Source organism: Alphaproteobacteria bacterium, from assembly GCA_040218575.1.
GTDB lineage: Bacteria > Pseudomonadota > Alphaproteobacteria > JAVJRE01 > JAVJRE01 > JAVJRE01.
Genome location: JAVJRE010000003.1, coordinates 336,256 through 353,827 on the forward strand (window position 1 = coordinate 336,256; position 17,572 = coordinate 353,827).

General features: G+C 64.1%; 19 protein-coding genes and 1 tRNA gene. 12 read left to right on the forward strand and 8 right to left on the reverse strand.

The window, feature by feature from the left end:
* The first annotated feature begins 23 nt into the window (after positions 1-23).
* Positions 24-100, forward strand: a tRNA-Ile gene (locus RIE31_05305).
* A 29-nt stretch (positions 101-129) separates the two neighbouring features.
* Here the strand turns inward: RIE31_05305 and RIE31_05310 are convergent.
* Entirely contained in the window at positions 130-978 is an 849-nt protein-coding gene (locus RIE31_05310) for a phosphoenolpyruvate hydrolase family protein (protein MEQ8640014.1), read from the reverse strand.
* Positions 979-1,006: 28 nt separating this feature from the next.
* The gene (locus RIE31_05315; protein ID MEQ8640015.1) at positions 1,007-2,215 is read right to left on the reverse strand and encodes a Tm-1-like ATP-binding domain-containing protein; all 1,209 of its coding nucleotides are present in this window, start codon (positions 2,213-2,215) and stop codon (positions 1,007-1,009) included.
* Between the two features lie 310 nt (positions 2,216-2,525).
* Between RIE31_05315 and RIE31_05320 the strand changes: the two genes are divergently transcribed.
* Together RIE31_05320 and RIE31_05325 are read left to right on the forward strand one after the other, a co-directional pair.
* The gene (locus RIE31_05320; protein ID MEQ8640016.1) at positions 2,526-2,963 is read left to right on the forward strand and encodes an SRPBCC family protein; all 438 of its coding nucleotides are present in this window, start codon (positions 2,526-2,528) and stop codon (positions 2,961-2,963) included.
* 44 nt (positions 2,964-3,007) lie between these two features.
* Positions 3,008-4,057, forward strand: coding sequence for a Gfo/Idh/MocA family oxidoreductase (locus RIE31_05325; GenBank protein MEQ8640017.1), 1,050 nt, complete (start codon positions 3,008-3,010; stop codon positions 4,055-4,057).
* Positions 4,058-4,122: 65 nt separating this feature from the next.
* Here RIE31_05325 and RIE31_05330 read toward each other — a convergent pair whose 3' ends face one another.
* The gene (locus tag RIE31_05330) at positions 4,123-4,755 is read right to left on the reverse strand and encodes a TetR/AcrR family transcriptional regulator (GenBank protein ID MEQ8640018.1); all 633 of its coding nucleotides are present in this window, start codon (positions 4,753-4,755) and stop codon (positions 4,123-4,125) included.
* 121 nt (positions 4,756-4,876) lie between these two features.
* On the opposite strand from RIE31_05330, the gene RIE31_05335 reads away from it, so the two are divergent.
* Entirely contained in the window at positions 4,877-5,980 is a 1,104-nt protein-coding gene (locus RIE31_05335) for an aromatic ring-hydroxylating dioxygenase subunit alpha (protein ID MEQ8640019.1), read from the forward strand.
* Positions 5,981-6,088: 108 nt separating this feature from the next.
* On the opposite strand, the gene RIE31_05340 is transcribed toward RIE31_05335, so the two are convergent.
* Entirely contained in the window at positions 6,089-6,298 is a 210-nt protein-coding gene (locus tag RIE31_05340) for a cold-shock protein (GenBank protein ID MEQ8640020.1), read from the reverse strand.
* 277 nt (positions 6,299-6,575) lie between these two features.
* Here RIE31_05340 and RIE31_05345 point away from each other — a divergent pair, with 277 nt between their 5' ends.
* Complete coding sequence (locus RIE31_05345) at positions 6,576-7,286, forward strand: hypothetical protein (protein MEQ8640021.1); 711 nt, start codon at positions 6,576-6,578, stop codon at positions 7,284-7,286.
* 55 nt (positions 7,287-7,341) lie between these two features.
* Here the strand turns inward: RIE31_05345 and RIE31_05350 are convergent, their stop codons facing one another.
* The gene (locus RIE31_05350; protein MEQ8640022.1) at positions 7,342-8,538 is read right to left on the reverse strand and encodes an acyl-CoA dehydrogenase; all 1,197 of its coding nucleotides are present in this window, start codon (positions 8,536-8,538) and stop codon (positions 7,342-7,344) included.
* A 171-nt stretch (positions 8,539-8,709) separates the two neighbouring features.
* Between RIE31_05350 and RIE31_05355 the strand changes: the two genes are divergently transcribed.
* The 6 genes from RIE31_05355 (at position 8,710) to tdh (ending at position 15,182) form a co-directional block, all read left to right on the forward strand.
* Positions 8,710-9,933, forward strand: a complete 1,224-nt coding sequence (locus RIE31_05355; GenBank protein MEQ8640023.1) for a CaiB/BaiF CoA-transferase family protein — start codon at positions 8,710-8,712, stop codon at positions 9,931-9,933.
* A gap of 84 nt (positions 9,934-10,017) precedes the next feature.
* On the forward strand, positions 10,018-11,307 hold the full coding sequence (locus RIE31_05360; protein MEQ8640024.1) for an MFS transporter: 1,290 nt from the start codon (positions 10,018-10,020) through the stop codon (positions 11,305-11,307).
* A gap of 92 nt (positions 11,308-11,399) precedes the next feature.
* Positions 11,400-11,897: an RT0821/Lpp0805 family surface protein gene (locus RIE31_05365; protein MEQ8640025.1), complete on the forward strand. Its 498-nt coding sequence runs from the start codon at positions 11,400-11,402 to the stop codon at positions 11,895-11,897.
* A 64-nt stretch (positions 11,898-11,961) separates the two neighbouring features.
* Positions 11,962-12,855: an ROK family protein gene (locus RIE31_05370; GenBank protein ID MEQ8640026.1), complete on the forward strand. Its 894-nt coding sequence runs from the start codon at positions 11,962-11,964 to the stop codon at positions 12,853-12,855.
* Positions 12,856-12,903: 48 nt separating this feature from the next.
* Positions 12,904-14,070, forward strand: coding sequence for a site-2 protease family protein (locus tag RIE31_05375; protein ID MEQ8640027.1), 1,167 nt, complete (start codon positions 12,904-12,906; stop codon positions 14,068-14,070).
* 77 nt (positions 14,071-14,147) lie between these two features.
* Positions 14,148-15,182 carry an L-threonine 3-dehydrogenase gene (gene tdh, locus RIE31_05380; GenBank protein MEQ8640028.1) on the forward strand — a complete coding sequence of 345 codons (1,035 nt, stop codon included), beginning with the start codon at positions 14,148-14,150 and terminating at the stop codon, positions 15,180-15,182.
* Here tdh and RIE31_05385 read toward each other — a convergent pair.
* Both RIE31_05385 and RIE31_05390 read right to left on the reverse strand, forming a co-directional pair.
* On the reverse strand, positions 15,154-15,336 hold the full coding sequence (locus tag RIE31_05385; GenBank protein MEQ8640029.1) for a hypothetical protein: 183 nt from the start codon (positions 15,334-15,336) through the stop codon (positions 15,154-15,156). The genes tdh and RIE31_05385 overlap by 29 nt on opposite strands.
* Before the next feature lie 17 nt (positions 15,337-15,353).
* Entirely contained in the window at positions 15,354-15,869 is a 516-nt protein-coding gene (locus RIE31_05390; protein ID MEQ8640030.1) for a GFA family protein, read from the reverse strand.
* Positions 15,870-15,967: 98 nt separating this feature from the next.
* On the opposite strand from RIE31_05390, the gene RIE31_05395 reads away from it, so the two are divergent.
* A complete protein-coding gene (locus tag RIE31_05395) occupies positions 15,968-16,927 on the forward strand; it encodes a diguanylate cyclase (protein ID MEQ8640031.1) in 960 nt (319 codons plus the stop codon).
* A gap of 5 nt (positions 16,928-16,932) precedes the next feature.
* Here RIE31_05395 and RIE31_05400 read toward each other — a convergent pair whose 3' ends face one another.
* A complete protein-coding gene (locus tag RIE31_05400) occupies positions 16,933-17,565 on the reverse strand; it encodes an ABC transporter substrate-binding protein (protein MEQ8640032.1) in 633 nt (210 codons plus the stop codon).
* Positions 17,566-17,572 lie beyond the last annotated feature (7 nt).

The window sequence follows — 17,572 nt, forward strand, 5'->3', positions numbered from 1 at the left end:
TCATTGCGGCTATGCTGCCGCCGGGGCCCGTAGTTCAGATGGTCAGAACACGCCGCTCATAACGGTGTAGTCGCAGGTTCGAGTCCTGCCGGGCCCACCAAGCTCTCCCGGGAGAGCCGCACGAAGCGCTCAGCGTGTCCGCGAACCGCCCACCACCAATCCGGCGAACGTCGCCGTGCGCTCCGTAATGGCCTTTTCCGTTGGCAGCCGCTCCATGCTGGATGCGCCATAGAAGCCATGACAGGCAGGACATCGTGACAGCAGGTATTGGACGTCCGCCGGTTCGGCCAACGGTCCGCCATGACAGATGAAGATCATGTCCGGCTTCACCGTGCGAACCGCATCCGCCCAGTCATTGAACATCTCAACGCACTGGTCCAGGGAGTATGTATCACTGGCTCCGATGGAGCCGCCGGCGGTCAAACCGAAATGAGCCACCAGCACGTCCGTTCCCGCCTCGGTCATCTGCAGGGCTTCGTCCCGGCTGAAGACATAAGGTGTGGTCAGCAAGCCCTTGTGATTAGCCCGCGCGATAAGATCGATCTCCATATCAAATGACATGCCCGTGTCTTCCAGGCCTCGTCGGAAATTACCATCGATGATGCCGACGGTCGGAAAGTTCTGTACGCCGGAAAAGCCGATGGCCATCAGGTCATCAAGGAACCTGTCCACGATCAGAAACGGGTCCGTGCCGTTGACGCCCGCCAGCACCGGCGTTGTCTTCACCACGGGCAGCACCTCGCGGGCCATGTCCATGACGATGTCATTGGCATTGCCATAGGCCAGATAGCCCGACAGGGACCCGCGGCCGGCCATACGGTAGCGACCGGAGTTGTAGATCACGATCAGGTCCGCACCACCCTGCTCTTCGCATTTGGCACTGAGACCTGTGCCGGCGCCGGCGCCGATGATCGCCTGCCGGCTGGCAACCTTCGCCTGCAGGCCGTCCAGTATTTCAGCCCTTGAAATGCCTGCCACGGTCTTCTCCTGCTTTGCGGATCCTGCTTTACGGGCGATCCGTGATTTCGTTGAAGTGGTCAAGCGCGACCGCCACGAAGTCCTCGGCGTTGATGTGGTGATCGATCCGAATCACGTGGCGTTTCTCCGTGGCCAAAACCGTTTTTTCAATGGCCCCGAACAGGGCTGCATCGGCGTCCGGGTCATAAAAGGGTCCGCCCTCTATGTCTAACGCAGACACCCCCTTTTCCGGCAGGAGAAAACGCACAGGCCCCTGGCAGCGGTTGAGCTTGTCGCCGATCCACTGGCCCACTTTCGCCGATTCGTCGGCGGTGGTGCGCATCAACGTGACCTGGGCGTTGTGAACATGGAAAAGACGTCCCTCAAAGCGGCGAGGCACCGTCTCCCGCGCCCAGAAGTTCACCATATCCAGCGCACCGCAGGAGCCCACATAGGGGACGCCCGTGCGGGCGATGCTGTCCAGCCGTTCCTCACCGGCGCTGAGGACGCCGCCAACAATCAGATCGCAGATCTCCGTGGTGGTCATGTCGAGCACGGCGCTGATGTCCCCCTGGTCGATCAGCTTCTCCATTGACCGTCCGCCCGTACCGGTCGCGTGAAAGACCAGACAATCCCAGTGCTTGTGCAATTTTTCCGTCAGGGAGAGGACACAGGGAGTGGTTACCCCGAACATGCTCAGCCCCACAGCCTTTTTGTCGCTGGCCCGGTATGGCGGACGCCAGGTCATCATGCCGACCAGGGCGTGCGCCGCGTTCGCCAGGACCTTCGCGGAAACCCGGTTGAGTCCCGCGATGTCGGTCACGGAGTGAAACATGTTGACGTCGCTTGGCCCCACATAGGCGGCCACATCACCGGAGGCCAGGGTGGACACCAGAACCTTGGGAATACCGATGGGCAGAGCCTGCATGGCCGGGCCGATCATGCTGGTCCCGCCGGAGCCGCCCAGGCCAATGATTCCGTCAATATCGGAGCGCGTGGACAGGAAGCGCCTGAGGGCCTCCCCCATGTTCCTGACAGCCACCGCGCGGTCACTGACAAAGACCGCAGACGGCCCGGCCGGATGGTGCATGGCGACGTCATGGGCGCTGACATCCGCGGCACAGTCCACAGGGCGGGTGCTGATATCCACCAGGACGGCGGTGGCGCCAGGCCGCGCCTTTACAACAAGGTCTTTGACGTAGCGGAGGTCCGCTTCCTTGGTATCGCAGGTGCCGACGATATAGGCTTTCCCTGTCATGCGCCCCTCCTCACAGTCGTGCCTGCGCGGTCATCAACTGGCGACAACTGGCAACGCGGCGCGGTCGGCCCCGGGTCCACTGGCGGCAGAACACTGATGGTATCAGCCATAGCGTCGCCTGCCACCGGCTCACGGCTGCTCATGGCGGCCCGGGGGGCGGGTCGGTGACAGGCGGATGGCGGGGTGCGGCGCCGGCTCTCGCCAGGTCGGGGGCGACACTTCCGCAAAACGAAGGCTATGCTGGAGGAACGCGCGAGACATGACAATCCCGGAAGCTCAAGCGCCGGGGTTCAACCTATCAGGATATGCCATGACCCAGGTCTTTGTGTCCTCCGTAATCCCGGCCGCACCGGCGGCAGTGTGGCGTGTGATCCGCGACTTCAACGGTTTGCCGGACTGGACGCCTTTTGTCGCCGAGAGCCATATCGAAGGCGGCAAGCCGGCCGATCAGGTTGGTTGCATCCGCAATTTCACGCTCGCCGATGGCGGGAAGATTCGCGAGCAGCTTCTGATGCTGTCTGATGTAGCCATGTCGTGCACTTACGCGATCCTCGAGAGCCCCATGGGCGTCGCTGATTATGTGGCGACCCTGTCATTGACGCCGGTGACCGATGGCGGTCTGACCTTTGCGGCCTGGCGGGCCGACTTCAACTGCCCGGCAGAGCGCGAGCAGGCCCTGATTGATCAGATCGGCGACGGGGTATTTCTGTCTGCCTTCAGGCATCTCAGGCAGAGATTCCAGCCCTGATGTGACGCCGTCCACACAGAGTCCCTAACGAAAGGAATTGGGCAATGCCGCAGCAGCAAGCTCTGTTTGAAACAAGCTGGGACATGGACATTCCCGACATCGAACCGGTGAGACTGGGATTCATCGGGGCCGGCGCCATGGCCTCCTTTGCGGTGTATCCTGGCCTGCATTTTGCCGAAATAGACCTTCGCGCCGCCTGTGATCTGGATGAGGCGCGGGCCAGGAAAATGGCCGAAAAGTTCTGCTCAGGGCGCTACTACACCGACTATCGCAAGATGTGGGAGAAGGAAGACCTGGAGGCCGTTTCCGTCCAGTTGCAGCCGGGCGACGACCGGTTTCGCATCGTCAAGGAGGCGCTGCAGGCCGGCTATCACGTCTTCATGCCCAAACCACCAACCCAGACCTATGCGGAAACGGTGGCGCTTGCGGAGGCGTCCGACAAGGCCGGCAAGGCGGTGATGGTCAATTTCGAATCGCGCTTCAGCTATGGCGTCAGAATGGCCAGAAAGGTCATGGCCCAACCCTCCTTCGGGCGCCTGACCCAGTCATCCTTTTCTTTCTGCACAGGAAGCTACAAAAACCGACGGCACCCGGGTTCGCCCTACAAAGACACGGTGCACGCCTATCTGCTCGACTTCACGCCGCATCACCTGGATCTCGCCCGGTATCTGTGCGGAGAGGTCCGCCAGCTTGCGCTTTTTCACCACGAATGGGACGGCGAGAGCACCAATGCGCTGGCGTTGGAGTTCGAGGATGGCAGCGTTGGCACGATGCAACTCAACAGCAACCGCATCTGGTGGCGCAACTATGACCGGATCGAGCTGACCGGACAGGGTGAGTACATCACCGTGGACAGCCTGTGGAAGGTCAAGCACTACACCCTGGCCCAGAATACCTTTACTGAAAACTATCGCGATGAGCGCAGCGGTGAACTGACCGGCGACGGTTTTGCCCTACGTGAGTTCGTCAGCGCCATTCGCCAGAATCGCCAGCCCGTGGCCAGCATTCAGGATGTGGTCGGCACCATGGAGCTGTACCAGACGATCTATGACGCGGTTTGCGAGGGCAGGAACGGGGTGATCCTACAGAAATAGCCGGCCCGGCGCCGTCGAACGCCAAAGCCAGCGACTGAACGGTTGACTGCCGTGTAGGGCTAAGTTCAGCGTTGGGTGCCCGGCGCAGAGCTCTCCTCGGGCTGTCCGAACGGTCCCTCGCTGGTTGACAGGAAGGCGAGGATGAGAGCGTCCCGACGATCCTCCGGGAGATTCGCTGGCCGCGCCACGCCCGCGACATAAATTCCGTCTGCGAGTGCCACGGCCAGGTCGGCAACATCCTCGACGGGGTGGGTGCCCTTGAGGGATCCGTCGGACCGGCCTCGCGCGATTGCCTCGCAAGCCATAACGTGCAGCCGGGCGTAGGCTACTCGGAGTCGCTCTGCAATCCTGTTGTCCAGTTGGGCGCTCGCCAGGCTACGGAACATCACGCCGGTGCTCACCGGATCGCCGGCCTGGGCGAGGTATCGCATCATGGCGACCAGTTGGTCCCGGCCGTTTCTTGCGCGGTCCAATTGGCTGTCGAGGGCCGCGAAGAAGCGAACGGTATTGCGATCGAGCGCGTATTCGATGACAGAGCGAAGGTCCTTGAAATAGTGCGTGAGCAGCCCTGTGGTGCAGTCTGCTTCGCGAGCGATGGCGCGCAGACCAGCACCCTCGATACCTTCGCGCAACATGACGGTCAGCGCCGCATCGGCGACCGAGTTCCTGCGTTCCCGCTGTGTATTCTCATCAATCATGGGTGACACCTGGGGCAAAGAGTAGTCCTTGGGAGTACGGGTCAGAAAACCCTTGACGATCGGCAAGTACTACATAACACTTGTTATGTTATTCGTTTTTGCCGCGCATGGGAGGATGTCGATGCCTGAGGGCACGCCGATCACCAGGGCCCCTGAAGTCGGTCTAGAGGGCTACACGTACTTCTCACCCCAGCATTACGCGCTCGAACTGGAGCGTTTCTTCCGTCCGGACTGGCGCTTCGTCTGTCACGTCTCCGAGCTCGCCGAGCCTGGCAGTTATATAAGATACGATCTCGACCGCGACAGCGTCATCGTGGTCCGCACGCCCGAGGGCAAGATCAATGCTTTTCACAATGTGTGTCGTCACCGCGGCTCCCCTCTGGTTCGCGACTCTCGGGGTCGATGTCATCAGGGCGGTCTGGTGTGCCCGTTCCACGGCTGGCGCTACGGCCTCGATGGAGCGCTCCTGACGGCCCCGTTTATGCACAACGGCTTCGACCGTTGTGGCATAGATCTAAAGTCGGCATGGGTCGAGACATGGAACGGGTTTGTTTTCGTCTGCGTCGGTTCTAGGCGGCCATTGCCAGTTTCCGAGCGTCTCACCGGTGCGGATTTTTCCGGTTACGACATGGACAGGCTCAAAGTCGTGTGGGAGCGCGAGGACATTGTCGAGGCGAACTGGAAAATCGCCTGGGAGGGTGGGATCGAGTGCTACCATTGCCCGATGAACCATCCTGGACTGATGAAAGTGACGCCGTTCGACGACTACGGTGATCAACTCAACGCGAAAAGGATTTGCGAGTACGACTATATCCCGGATCGGCCGACCTTTCCTGAATTTCGGGATGATCCATCGAGGAGCGGAATCCGCCACGCGGATAACCCGGCACGCAGCAGCACAGTGATTCAATGGCATCTCGGAGTCTTCGAGTTGTTCGTCGGCCATCGGGGGGCAGGCGCTGCGGCGTTCCGACCACTCGGACCGACACGAACAGCAATCCGAATGATCCAGCTCGTACCGGTCGACGCTGTCGAGGGCGTAGATTACACGATGGACCAGTTGCAGCTTGGAGCAACTGTGCGCGACGAGGACAACGCGCTCGTTGAACTGGTCCAAAAGGGTGTCACTTCAAGCGCTTTCGAACCCGGCCCGTTCAATAGGAATTTGGAGGCGGGAAATCGGGTTTTCACCGAAGTTTATCGCCGCGCGATGGAGACAGCGTGAGCAGCAGACTGCCGGGCCACCTTTCGCACCACACCGCAAGACAAAACAAAACCGGCGTCCGCCGTTGCCGACGGACGCCGGAGCGTCTGAAACGTGTCGCCGGAGCGACTAGTCGATCAGCTTAATGTCCGTAGCGGCCGTGCGGCCATTGCGGCCCTTTTCGAGCTCGTAAGATATCCTCTGACCCTCGTTCAGTGACTCAAGGCCGGCCTGTTCGACAGCGGAGATATGAACGAAATCGTCCTTGTCGCCACCATCCGGCGCAATAAACCCATAGCCCTTGGTCCGGTTGAACCACTTTACTGTTCCTTCAACCATTACTTGCTTCCTTCACGAGTGACGAAACATGCCGGCGGATGGCCCCGCGCGGCGTTTGTCAGTCTTGCGATGGCCGGGGTTATCGGGCACAGGCCAGCGGCCCAGGCGGCATCCGTCGGTCTTCGAAAACTGCGCCCTCAACTATGCCGCGTCGCGTCGCGATTGCAAGCCCAACTTCTTTTCCTGGCCGGCCCACAGACAGCCGTTTGCCAGGGGAGCGCACTGGTATAGAAGGGGCGGGACAAGGGGACGGCCCCCGGATCACTGGAGACGCGGCATGACGCTGAAGCCGGCACATTTTCGTGAGATTCACCGGGACTTCGAGGCGCCCATCTCGCGCTATGACTGTGGCCGTCATTGCGCGCCCCTGAACGGTGGCGAGCCGGTCTGCTGCACGACCGGCCATGCCATCCCGGTGGTTGATCGCGCCGAGTGGACATTGCTCAAATCGCAGACTGATTTGTGGCACAAGTTCAAGCCGTTCGACGCCGCCTCCCGCCAGGTAGTGGATGACCTGCATGCCAACTGCACCGCCATCGAGTGCAAGGGTGCGGCCCATTGCGAGCGGGAGAACCGCACACTGGCCTGCCGCGCCTTCCCATTCTTTCCCTATATCAGCCGCGAGGGCGATCTGATCGGTCTGTCCTACTACTGGACGTTCGAGGACCGCTGCTGGGTCCTGTCCAATCTGCAGGTGGTCGAGCGCAAATATGTCCGCGAGTTTGTGCAGGCCTATGAACGGCTGTTCGCCGCTGATGAAGAGGAATACGCCGTCAACCGCGACCATTCCGCCACCATGCGCCGGGTCTTTTCCCGCTGGAACCGGCCGATTCCGGTCATCGGCCGCGATGGCGGCTATTTCAAGGTGTTGCCCTATGGCGGGGGCATGGAAAAGGCCAAGGTGAGCGAGTTCGGCGCGCACGGTCCCTATGTGTCACCAGCCGCCTATTGGGCAGCGGTGGCGGAAGCCAGCGCCGAGGCGACGTGACTTCAGCCGCCGCAGGCGGGTGGACGCCGCGCCCGGCAAAGACGTTTGCGGAACCCTACTGAAACGCCTGGATGCCGGTCTGCGCGCGGCCGAGGATCAGCGCGTGGATGTCGTGCGTCCCCTCATAGGTGTTGACCGCCTCCAGGTTCATGGCGTGGCGGATAACGTGATACTCGTCGACAATGCCATTGGCGCCGTGCATGTCCCGCGCCGCGCGGGCAATATCCAGCGCCTTGCCGCATGAGTTGCGCTTGAGAATGGAAACCATCTCAGGCGCCGCCCGGCCTTCGTCCATCAGACGGCCCACCCGCAGACAGCCGGTAAGACCCAGGGCGATGTCGGTCTGCATGTCGGCGAGCTTGCGCTGGATCAACTGGTTGGCGGCCAGCGGTCGGCCGAACTGGCTGCGGTCGAGCGCATAGGTGCGCGCGCCATGCCAGCACGCCTCGGCCGCCCCCAGTGCACCCCAGGCAATGCCGTAGCGGGCGAAGTTGAGGCAAGTGAAGGGGCCGCGCAGTCCGGCAATGTCCGGCAGTATGGAGTCAGCCGGCACCGCAACATCCTTGAGAACAATTTCGCCGGTGGGAGAGGCGCGCAGCGCGAACTTGCCGTGGATGGCATTGACCGTCACGCCAGCGCTGTCGGCCGGCACCAGAAAGCCGTGAATACGGTCCCCGTCATCGGCCAGCCTGGCCCAGATGAGCATCAGCCCGGCATAGGGCGCCAGTGAGATCCAGGTCTTGGTGCCGTTCAGCACATAGCCGCCATCGGCGGCGCGGGCACGGGTTGTCATGCTGGCCGGATCAGAGCCGGAGCCCGGCTCCGTCAGGCCAAAACAGCCAATCACCTCGCCACTGGCCAGGCGCGGCAACCAGGCCTGCTTCTGCGCCTCGCTGCCAAAGCGATAGATCGGCGTCATGACCAGACTCGACTGTACCGACAGGCTGGAGCGGTAGCTTGAGTCCACCCGTTCGATCTCGCGCGCGATCAGGCCATAGCAGACATAGCTGAGGCCCGGACAGTCATAGCCGTCGATGGTCGGGCCCAGCAGGCCCAGCTCGCCCATTTCACGATAGATCGCCGGGTCGAAGGTCTCATTGCGATGGGCCTCGACGATACGCGGCATCAGCTTGCGCGCTGCATAGTCGCGTGCGGTGTCGCGGACCAGACGCTCCTCGTCGTTCAGACTGTCATCGAGCCGGAGCGGATCGTCCCACTCAAACGGCTGGGCGAAGGGATCGCTTGCTGCCATGCCTGTCTCCGTGCAGCGTGCCAGGTAGGCCCATAACCTAGCATGGCGTCGCTTCCGCTTGTCAGCGCCGACGGCAGCGGACAGACTGGCCGTTCGGTGATTCATCTCGTGGTTCTTCCGCCGCTGGCCTGCCACGCGGGCAAGCGTCCTCTGGACCTGGACAATTCCATCATGAGCAGCGACGGTCCCCTGTCCGGAGTGCGGGTCTTCGACCTCAGCCGCATCCTGGCGGGGCCGACGGCAACCCAGGTGCTGGGTGATCTGGGGGCGGACGTCATTAAGGTGGAGCGGCCGGACCAGGGCGACGACACCCGCGGCTGGGGACCGCCCTATGTGCGTGACGGGGATGGCCGCGATACCACCGAATCGGCCTATTATCTGGTGGCCAATCGCAACAAGCGCTCACTCACCCTCAACCTGGCGGAGGCGGAGGGTCAGGCCCTGGCGCGGCGGCTGATCGCCGGCAGCGACGTTCTGGTGGAGAACTTCAAGGTCGGCGGCCTGGCCCGCTATGGCCTGGGCTATGACCAGTTGCAGGCGGACTTTCCGCGCCTGATCTATTGTTCCATTACCGGTTTTGGCCAGGACGGCCCCTATGCTAGCCGCGCCGGCTATGACTTCCTGGCCCAGGGCATGGGCGGCATCATGAGCGTTACAGGCGAGCGCGACGGACCGCCCATGAAGGTCGGCGTGGCCATCGCCGACATCATGTGCGGCATGTATGCGGTCATCGCGGTTCAGGCCGCCCTGCGGCACCGCGATGCCACCGGCCAGGGTCAGCACATCGACCTGTCGCTGCTGGACACCCAGGTGGCGTGGCTGATGAACCAGGCGTCCAACTATCTGGTGTCGGGCGAGGCGCCCGGCCGTCTCGGCAACGAGCATCCCAATATCGTCCCGTACCGGGTCTTTGCCACGGCCGATGGCTACATCATCCTGGCGGTGGGCAATGACGGGCAGTTCACGCGATTCTGCGCCGCTGCGGGACTGGACGGGCTGGCGCAGGACGCACGTTTTGCCAGCAACCGGGCGCGGGTGGAAAACCGGCAGGGGCTGAACGACGCCATCGAGCGCCGGACCCGTCAACGGACCACCGCCGACTGGCTGGCGACGCTGGAAGCGGCAGGTGTGCCCTGCGGTCCGGTCAATGATATGGCCCAGGTGTTCGCCGATCCTCAGGTGCGGGCCCGCCACATGCGGCTGGACATGGCCCATCCATTGGCCGGCGGTGGCACGGTGCCGCTGGTGGCCAGTCCCATGCATCTGTCGCGCACACCGGTGACCTATCGCCATGCGCCACCGGTGCTGGGCCAGCACACGGACGAAATCCTCACCCAGGACCTTGGCTTGTCAGGGGATGAGATTGCCGGACTGCGCGAGCGCGGCATTGTCTAGCGGGGAACGGCCGGCCGAGCCCACGGGGCGGCGTCCGGCCGGGTCCAGGGGGCCGCGCCCGGCTAACCGGTGGCGGGTTCCCATATGACCGAGACAGCCGCGCCAGTGCGCCGTATCGGACGCTTTCCGGTTGCTCTGTTTCCCGTTCTGGGCGGGCGGTTCTTCACCCATCTGGCCTTTGGCCCGTTGCAGACCCTGCTGATCATCCGCCTGACAGAGACCGGCTTCAGCGTCCAGATGGCGGCGTGGGTCCGCTCCCTCAGCACCGCCGGACTGATCCTCGGCAGCTTCTTCTGTTTCCGGCTGATCAACCGGCTGGGTCATGCGCGCGCCTATGCCATCTTTGCCTGGACGGTCGGGGTTGGCGCCATCCTCTATGCGGTGCTGCCGCCGCCGTGGACGTGGTTCGCCATTGCCCTGGGGGTGGGGTCGGCCTCGTTTGGCATTACGGTGACGGTGGAAAGCTGGCTTCAGGCCTTGTCCACAAACGACATTCGCGGCCGGGTCATGAGCCTGTATATGGTCATCGGCGGCCTCGCCGGGTCGGTCGGCATGGTGGCCATTGATCTGTTTGATTCCACAACCATCTGGCCTTTTGTCTTCTTCGCCAGCCTGATCGCTATTTCGCCGATCCCGGTTCTGCGCGCCCGGGCCATGGCGCCCAAGGTGGAGCGACCGCGGGCCATGCCCCTGCGCGACCTGATCCGTGTCTCGCCGCTGGGGGTGGCGGGAACCATGATCTCCGGTGTCATCGGCGGCGCCCAGTTCGGCCTGGCCGCCGTTTTTGCCCTGCAACAGGAAAATCTCATTGTCGGTGCCGGCTCATTTGTGGCGGCCATGATGGTCGGCCAGTTCCTGGCACAATATCCCGTGGGCGGGCTGTCAGACCTGTTCGACCGGCGCAAGGTTCTGCTGGGCATCTATCTCTGCGCCGGCCTGGCGGCACTGGGCCTGGTCGCGGCCAATGCCTGGATCGGCGGGGTGTCGGTCCTTGTCATGATGGCGGTCCTGGGCGGCGCCACCGGTGTCGCCTATCCCCAGGCGACCGCCTATGTGAACGATCACCTGGACGACGACCAGCGGGTCTCAGCCAATTCCGGGCTGATGCTGGCCTTCTCCATCGGCGCCTTCACCGGGCCGCTGCCGGCTGCCTATGTGATGGACTGGATCGGCCCGGAGGGCCTGTACTACTACGTGGCGGCCATGGCTTTCGCCGCGGCAAGCTTCACCCTCTACCGCATGAGCCGGCGTCCGTCGCCGCAAAGCCAGGTGTTCGACCCCGCCGCCGCCCGGGTTACGCCCAGCCTGAACGCCATACCGCCGACGGTGGTGCGGCGCGCGGGCGGTGATGCGGATGGCGGCGGTCCGGGCTGACGCCCTCCGCAACTCCTGGCCTGCCACCACAGGGATGCCATATTTGTTGTCCAGATTCTGGCCAGGTCGCAACGGCGGGAGAGGACCCGGACATGCGAAAGGCACTTACAAAAACATACCGCAAGAGCTGGGTGGCCGGGTTTGCCGCGCTGGCCTTTGTGCTGGCGGCTTGCCAGTCTTATGGCGAGCCCGACCGTCAACTGATCGGCGGCGTTCTTGGCGGCACCATCGGGGCGGTGACCGGCGCGCAGTTTGGCTCGGGCAGCGGCCGCCTGGCGACGACCGCATTGGGGGCAGTGCTGGGCGCCTATTTCGGCAGTGAGGTCGGCCGGCATCTGGACCAGGAAGATCGCCGGCGGGCGGAAGGCGCATTCGTTGCCGCGGCGTCCAGCCCGACCGGTCAGAGCCAGGCCTGGAGCAACCCCGAGTCCGGCAACTCCGGTTCTGTGACCATGATGGGCCCGGCGGCCGGTTATGACGAAGGCTGCCGCGAGTTCACCCAGACCGTGACGGTGGATGGCGAAAGCCAGCAGTCTACGGGCGTCGCCTGTCGCCAGAACGACGGTAGCTGGCAGATCATCAACAGCTAGGGGCGGATCCGCTATATCCCTGGTGCTGCTTGGCCGGCTGCGGGCCAGGCGATAGGGTGCGGTCATGCGTATCGGCATTGACCTGGGTGGCAGCAAGATCGAAGGCGTTGTCCTGGCCGATGACGGCGCGGTGGTCGCCCGGCAGCGTATTGCGGCGCCGCGCGGTGACTATGGCGCCACCCTGGAGGCCATAGCCGGTATGGTCGCCCGGCTGGAAGAGGATGCCGGCCAGCCTTGTGTGGTTGGCATGGGAATCCCGGGCGCCGTTTCGCCGCGCACGGGACTGGTGAAGAATGCCAACTCCGTCTGGCTGATCGGCCATGCCATCGATCATGATCTGGCGCGGCGGCTTGACCGGCCGGTGCGGGTGGCGAACGACGCCAACTGCCTGGCCGTATCGGAGGCGAGCGACGGGGCCGCCGCCGGTGCGCATACGGTGTTCGGCGTCATACTGGGCACCGGGTGCGGCGGCGGGCTGGCGGTGGGCGGTCAGGTCCATGCGGGGCCCAATGCTGTCGCCGGAGAATGGGGCCATGTGCCGTTGCCCTGGCCGCGGGACCATGAACAGCCAGGACCGCTCTGTTATTGCGGCAAGGCCGGTTGTCTGGAGACATGGATTTCCGGCACGGCGCTGGGGCGGGATGATGGGCGTGGCCTGGACGGCGCGGAAGTCCACCGGCGGGCAGAGCAGGGCGAAGCGCCCGCGCTTGACGCCGTTATGCGCTATGAAGACCGGCTGGCCAGGGCGCTGGGCATGGCGATTACCATGCTGGACCCCGATGTGATCGTGCTCGGTGGCGGCGTCTCGAAAATGTCTCGCCTCTACCGCACCCTTCCGCCCATGCTTGCACAGTGGGTGTTTGGTGCCGAGGCGGAGACACCGATCCGGCCGGCCCTGCACGGCGACGCCAGCGGCGTGCGTGGCGCCGCCTGGTTGTGGCAGGCCGATGAAGCCTGAACCCTGTATGGCTGGCCGGTCAAACCGAAGTTGATGTGAGAGGCGTTCATGTTCGGCAAACAGATTCCCCTGTTCCGTCTGTTCGGCTTTGACGTCGGCATCGATCCCACCTGGGTGATGATCGCCGTTCTGGTCACATGGAGCCTGGCGGTCGGCCTGTTTCCGTCTTACTACCCCGGTCTGTCGCCGCTCGCCGCCTGGTCGATGGGAGTTGTCGGCGCCGCCGGTCTTTTCGCCTCGATCATCTTTCATGAACTGTCCCATTCTCTCGTGGCGCGCCGTTTCGGATTGCCCATCGGCGGCATAACCCTGTGGATATTCGGCGGGGTCGCCCATATGGAGGGGGAGCCCGAGGCGCCGAAGGTGGAGTTCTGGATGGCGATTGCCGGGCCGGTGTCCAGCTATGTGCTGGCCGGCGGGTTTGTGCTCGCCGCGTGGGCCGGCGATGGCCTGGCCTGGCCCGTAACGGTGACCGGTGTCTTCTGGTATCTGGCGGCGATTAACGGTGTTCTCGCCACCTTCAACCTGGTTCCGGCCTTTCCCATGGACGGTGGCCGTGTCCTCAGGGCGATCCTGTGGGCGCGCAGCGGCAACTTTCGCGAAGCAACACGGATTGCCTCCGGTCTCGGCGGGCTGTTCGGCCTTGGTCTGATGGCGGCGGCGGCATTCTTCCTGTTGCAGGGTAATCTTGTGGCCGCGGTGTGGTGGTTTCTGATCGGGCTGTTCGTTCGCTTTGCCGCGCGCAGTTCCTACCACCAGGTCCTGGTCAAGGAGGCGCTGGAAGACCGGCCCGTCAGCCAGTTCCTGACCGCCGATCCGATCATCGTGCCACCGGACCTCAGCCTGCACCGCATGGTGGAGGACTATTTCTACCGCTACTACTTCAAAGCGTTTCCGGTGGTGGAAGGTGGCCGGGCCATTGGCATCGTCAGCCTGGACCAGGTGCGCCAGGTGGCGCGCGACCAGTGGGAGACCACTACCGTCGGTGACGTGCTGACGCCAGTCGGCGACGACAATTCAGTGGCCCTGGGGACACCCGCTCTGGCCGCGCTGCGCCAGATGCAGCGCGGCGGTCTGAGCCGGCTGCTGGTGGTTGAGCGGGGCCGTCTGGCCGGTCTGGTCTGCCTGCGCGATCTGCTGGGCTATCTGACCATGCGCCTTGACCTGGAAGGCGGCGACGGGGGCACTGATGGTGCAGGCCGGCGGCAGGCTTGATCGCCCGTCAGTTGGGTGCATATTTGCCGTGACGCCGCCCGGCGGACGGACGGCCGCAAAGCAGGAGAGACCGGTCCATGAAGGCCATCGTCAAGGCGCACGCCGGCGAGGGTGTGGAGATGCAGGATGTGGCCAGGCCAGAGCCCGGACCCAATGACCTGCTGATCCGCATCGCCAAGACCGCTATCTGCGGCACGGACGTGCATATCTACAACTGGGATGCGTGGTCGCAGGCGACGGTGCCTCTGGGCCTGACCATCGGCCATGAGTATGTGGGCGAAGTGGTGGCCATGGGCGATGAGGTAGCCGGCTTCCATGTGGGCCAGCGGGTCTCTGGCGAGGGGCATATCACTTGCGGCTATTGCCGTAATTGCCGGGCCGGCCGCCGCCACCTGTGCCGCAATGCCAAGGGGGTTGGGGTCAATCGTCCGGGCGCCTTCGCCGAATATCTGGTTCTGCCGGCGTTCAATGCCTTTCCGCTGCCTGACTCCATCGGCGACGATATCGCGGCCATTCTCGACCCGCTGGGCAACGCCACCCACACGGCGCTGTCCTTCGACCTGGTGGGCGAGGACGTGTTGATTACCGGCGCCGGTCCTATCGGCGTCATGGCCTGTGCCATTGCCCGCCATGTGGGCGCGCGCAACGTGGTGGTGACTGACGTCAACGACTACCGGCTGGACCTGGCCCGCAAGCTGGGCGCAACGCTGGCCATTGATGTCCGCAGCCAGACCCTGGACCAGGCCATGACCGACCTCGGCATGCGTGAGGGATTTGACGTGGGCCTGGAGATGAGCGGCAACCCGGCCGCCTTTCGCGACATGCTGCGAACCATGAACCATGGCGGCCGTGTGGCCATTCTGGGCATCCCGCCGGAAGCGGCGGCGATTGACTGGAACCAGGTCATTTTCAAGGGCCTGGTGATGAAGGGCATCTATGGCCGGGAGATGTTCGAGACCTGGTACAAGATGGTGGCCATGCTGCAGAGCGGACTGACCATCGCGCCGATCCTGACCCACCACATGGCGGCGACGTCTTTTCAGGAAGGCTTCGACATCATGCGGTCGGGCCGCTCCGGCAAGGTTATTCTGGACTGGCGCTCCGCCGCCTGAGGCGGGCGACGAGACGGGCGGCGAAAATCCCGAAGGCCTGGCGCAGCGTGAGGTCAGCCGCGCCGCGTGGCGCCCCGTCCGGTATGCTGACGAACGGCAGGGACTGCTCGCAGGGGCACGAAATATTGCCGGACAGCGTGTGATGGCGGGCCATTGGACCTCCGTATCGGCTCAGTCGGTGGCGCCCGTGGCGCCTGTGGCCTGGGTGACCGGGGGCAGGGTGCCGTGTCCGGCCGCCAGTTGCGGCAAGCCATCGCCAATCTGATACCAATCGCCCTTGTCGGCAACAAAGATGTGCCGGGCCATGGCCAGACCGCTCGGCTGGTCGAGGCAGCCGGCGGCTATGGCGGTGTAGCCGGCCGTCACCGGCCGCCAGAACAGGCTGGAGCCACAGGTGCGGCAGAACCCGCGGCTGGCGGTGTCCGACGAGCGGTGCCAGGTAAGAGCCGACGGCGGCGCGTCGCCATCGAAACGAATGTGCGCCGTTTCGGCCGCGGTATAGGGGCCGGGGCCGCCGTGGAATCGCTGGCACATGTGACAGTGGCAGGTGACCACCGGCCGCAAAGGGCCATCAATGGTGAACACCACCGCGCCGCACAGGCACTGTCCCCTCTGGCGGCGCCCGAGGCCCTGGTGGCTCCGGCGGCGGTCGTCCCCGGTATCCGGGGCCGTAGGGTCTGGCGCCATGATGCTCTCCCTTAAGGGCCGATTAACCAAACTCTAACCGGCGGTGGCTAGGGTCGGCAATTGATGACCCATTCCCTCTTCGCCATTCGGGCCTGACCATGACCACACACGATTCTCCGCCGCCCCTGCCGACAACGGATGCTCTGTTGGCCAGGGCCGCCATGGCGTCATCCAGCCCCATGCTGGTGACCGACGGCGAAGGCCGGGTTCTGGCTGCCAATGGCGCCTTCACCCGCTATTGCGGCTGGAGCCTGATTGATCTGCAAAGCCGCTCGCTGGCGGTCTTGCGATCCGACCGCCAGGACCGCGGTGTCTATGCCGGCCTGTGGCAGAGCCTGGCGGATGACGGGCGCTGGCATGGCCATCTGTGGAATCGCACCCGTTCCGGCCAGGAAATGCTGAGCGACGTTCTGATTGACCGACTGCCGGCCGCCAGCAGGGCGGCAGGGCGGGTGGACGTTGCTGAGAATACCGCCGCAGATATCGCTTATGTAGCGGTCTATGCGCCGGTGGTCGCGGCCGGCCACGACGGCGGATCTCTGGACATTGCGAGCTATGATCCGCTGACGGTTTTGCCCAACCGGATGCTGTTCCTTGACCATGCCCATGGTGCGGTCGCGCGGGCGCGCCGCGCCGACAGCGGCCTGGCCGTACTGGTGCTTGATATGGACGGGTTCCGCGACATCAACCGCGACTATGGCTATGCGGTCGGCGACGAGGTGCTGAAGGCCGTCGGCGCCCGCCTGCTGGGCGGTATGCGCGAGGGAGATGTTGTGTCGCGCTATGCTGGCGACAAATTCGCCCTTCTCCTGCCCGAGGACATGAACGAGGCCGGCGCCCGACTGGCGGCCGAGCGATGCCGTTCGGCGATCATGGAGCCGCTGCACGTGGGCGGCGAGGAGATTCTGTTGACGCCCAATATCGGGGTCGCCCTGATGCCGGGCGATGGCTCAGACCCCGAAGGGTTGCTGGCCGCGGCGGAAGCCGCCATGCATCAGGCGCGTATGGCGGGCGGCGCCGGGACCATCGTCCTGGCCGGGCAACGTCAGGCCGCCTGACCCGGTCAGGTACCTGATGTGGCGTTGGTTTCGTACTGACGGCGCAGAATATCAATAAAGGCGTCCAGGTCGCCATTGACCCGCCGAATGGTCGAGGCATAGTCATCGCGGCGCGTCTTGGCCAGGCTCAGGCCGCCGGCCAGCACATCAACGATTCTGAGGCCGTTATTGGTCTGGCGAATGCGCCAGATGATCTCGAACGGCCGGCCGCCTGACTGATCGATACGCGACACAACCATGGCGCCCTCGGGTCCGTCTTCGAGCGCGCCGGTGATGACAAGCTGCTCACCGGAATACCGATTGAGCGTTGCCGTCATGAACTCGATGACACTGAGGCGGAACAGCCGCAGATACTCCGCCTCCTGCTCTGCCGTGGCCCCGTTGCGAAACCGCCCCAGAACCCAGCGGCCGATGCTGTCCAGGGCAAAGCTGTCATCCAGAAGACGGGTCAGCACATCCTGGCGCATTTCGGCGTCGAGAGACTCATCCTGCAGGGCGGCGATGGCCTGCTCCGCCAGACGGTCGATGAAGGCCTCTGCGTCGGCTATGGATTCGGCAGCCTGGCCGGTGCGCGGCATGGGGAAGATAGCCGTGGCGACAAAGGCGATGGCCAAAGCGAGGAGCAGCCGGCGACGCATGGCTGGT

Bases quoted from the DNA above. Each gene is read 5' to 3' on its own strand.
- RIE31_05315 (MEQ8640015.1), bottom strand. From the start codon at position 2,215: ATGACAGGGAAAGCCTATATCGTCGGCACCTGCGATACCAAGGAAGCG.
- RIE31_05320 (MEQ8640016.1), top strand. From the start codon at position 2,526: ATGACCCAGGTCTTTGTGTCCTCCGTAATCCCGGCCGCACCGGCGGCA.
- RIE31_05325 (MEQ8640017.1), top strand. From the start codon at position 3,008: ATGCCGCAGCAGCAAGCTCTGTTTGAAACAAGCTGGGACATGGACATT.
- RIE31_05330 (MEQ8640018.1), bottom strand. From the start codon at position 4,755: ATGATTGATGAGAATACACAGCGGGAACGCAGGAACTCGGTCGCCGAT.
- RIE31_05335 (MEQ8640019.1), top strand. From the start codon at position 4,877: ATGCCTGAGGGCACGCCGATCACCAGGGCCCCTGAAGTCGGTCTAGAG.
- RIE31_05340 (MEQ8640020.1), bottom strand. From the start codon at position 6,298: ATGGTTGAAGGAACAGTAAAGTGGTTCAACCGGACCAAGGGCTATGGG.
- RIE31_05345 (MEQ8640021.1), top strand. From the start codon at position 6,576: ATGACGCTGAAGCCGGCACATTTTCGTGAGATTCACCGGGACTTCGAG.
- RIE31_05350 (MEQ8640022.1), bottom strand. From the start codon at position 8,538: ATGGCAGCAAGCGATCCCTTCGCCCAGCCGTTTGAGTGGGACGATCCG.
- RIE31_05355 (MEQ8640023.1), top strand. From the start codon at position 8,710: ATGAGCAGCGACGGTCCCCTGTCCGGAGTGCGGGTCTTCGACCTCAGC.
- RIE31_05360 (MEQ8640024.1), top strand. From the start codon at position 10,018: ATGACCGAGACAGCCGCGCCAGTGCGCCGTATCGGACGCTTTCCGGTT.
- RIE31_05365 (MEQ8640025.1), top strand. From the start codon at position 11,400: ATGCGAAAGGCACTTACAAAAACATACCGCAAGAGCTGGGTGGCCGGG.
- RIE31_05370 (MEQ8640026.1), top strand. From the start codon at position 11,962: ATGCGTATCGGCATTGACCTGGGTGGCAGCAAGATCGAAGGCGTTGTC.
- RIE31_05375 (MEQ8640027.1), top strand. From the start codon at position 12,904: ATGTTCGGCAAACAGATTCCCCTGTTCCGTCTGTTCGGCTTTGACGTC.
- tdh (MEQ8640028.1), top strand. From the start codon at position 14,148: ATGAAGGCCATCGTCAAGGCGCACGCCGGCGAGGGTGTGGAGATGCAG.
- RIE31_05385 (MEQ8640029.1), bottom strand. From the start codon at position 15,336: ATGGCCCGCCATCACACGCTGTCCGGCAATATTTCGTGCCCCTGCGAG.
- RIE31_05390 (MEQ8640030.1), bottom strand. From the start codon at position 15,869: ATGGCGCCAGACCCTACGGCCCCGGATACCGGGGACGACCGCCGCCGG.
- RIE31_05395 (MEQ8640031.1), top strand. From the start codon at position 15,968: ATGACCACACACGATTCTCCGCCGCCCCTGCCGACAACGGATGCTCTG.
- RIE31_05400 (MEQ8640032.1), bottom strand. From the start codon at position 17,565: ATGCGTCGCCGGCTGCTCCTCGCTTTGGCCATCGCCTTTGTCGCCACG.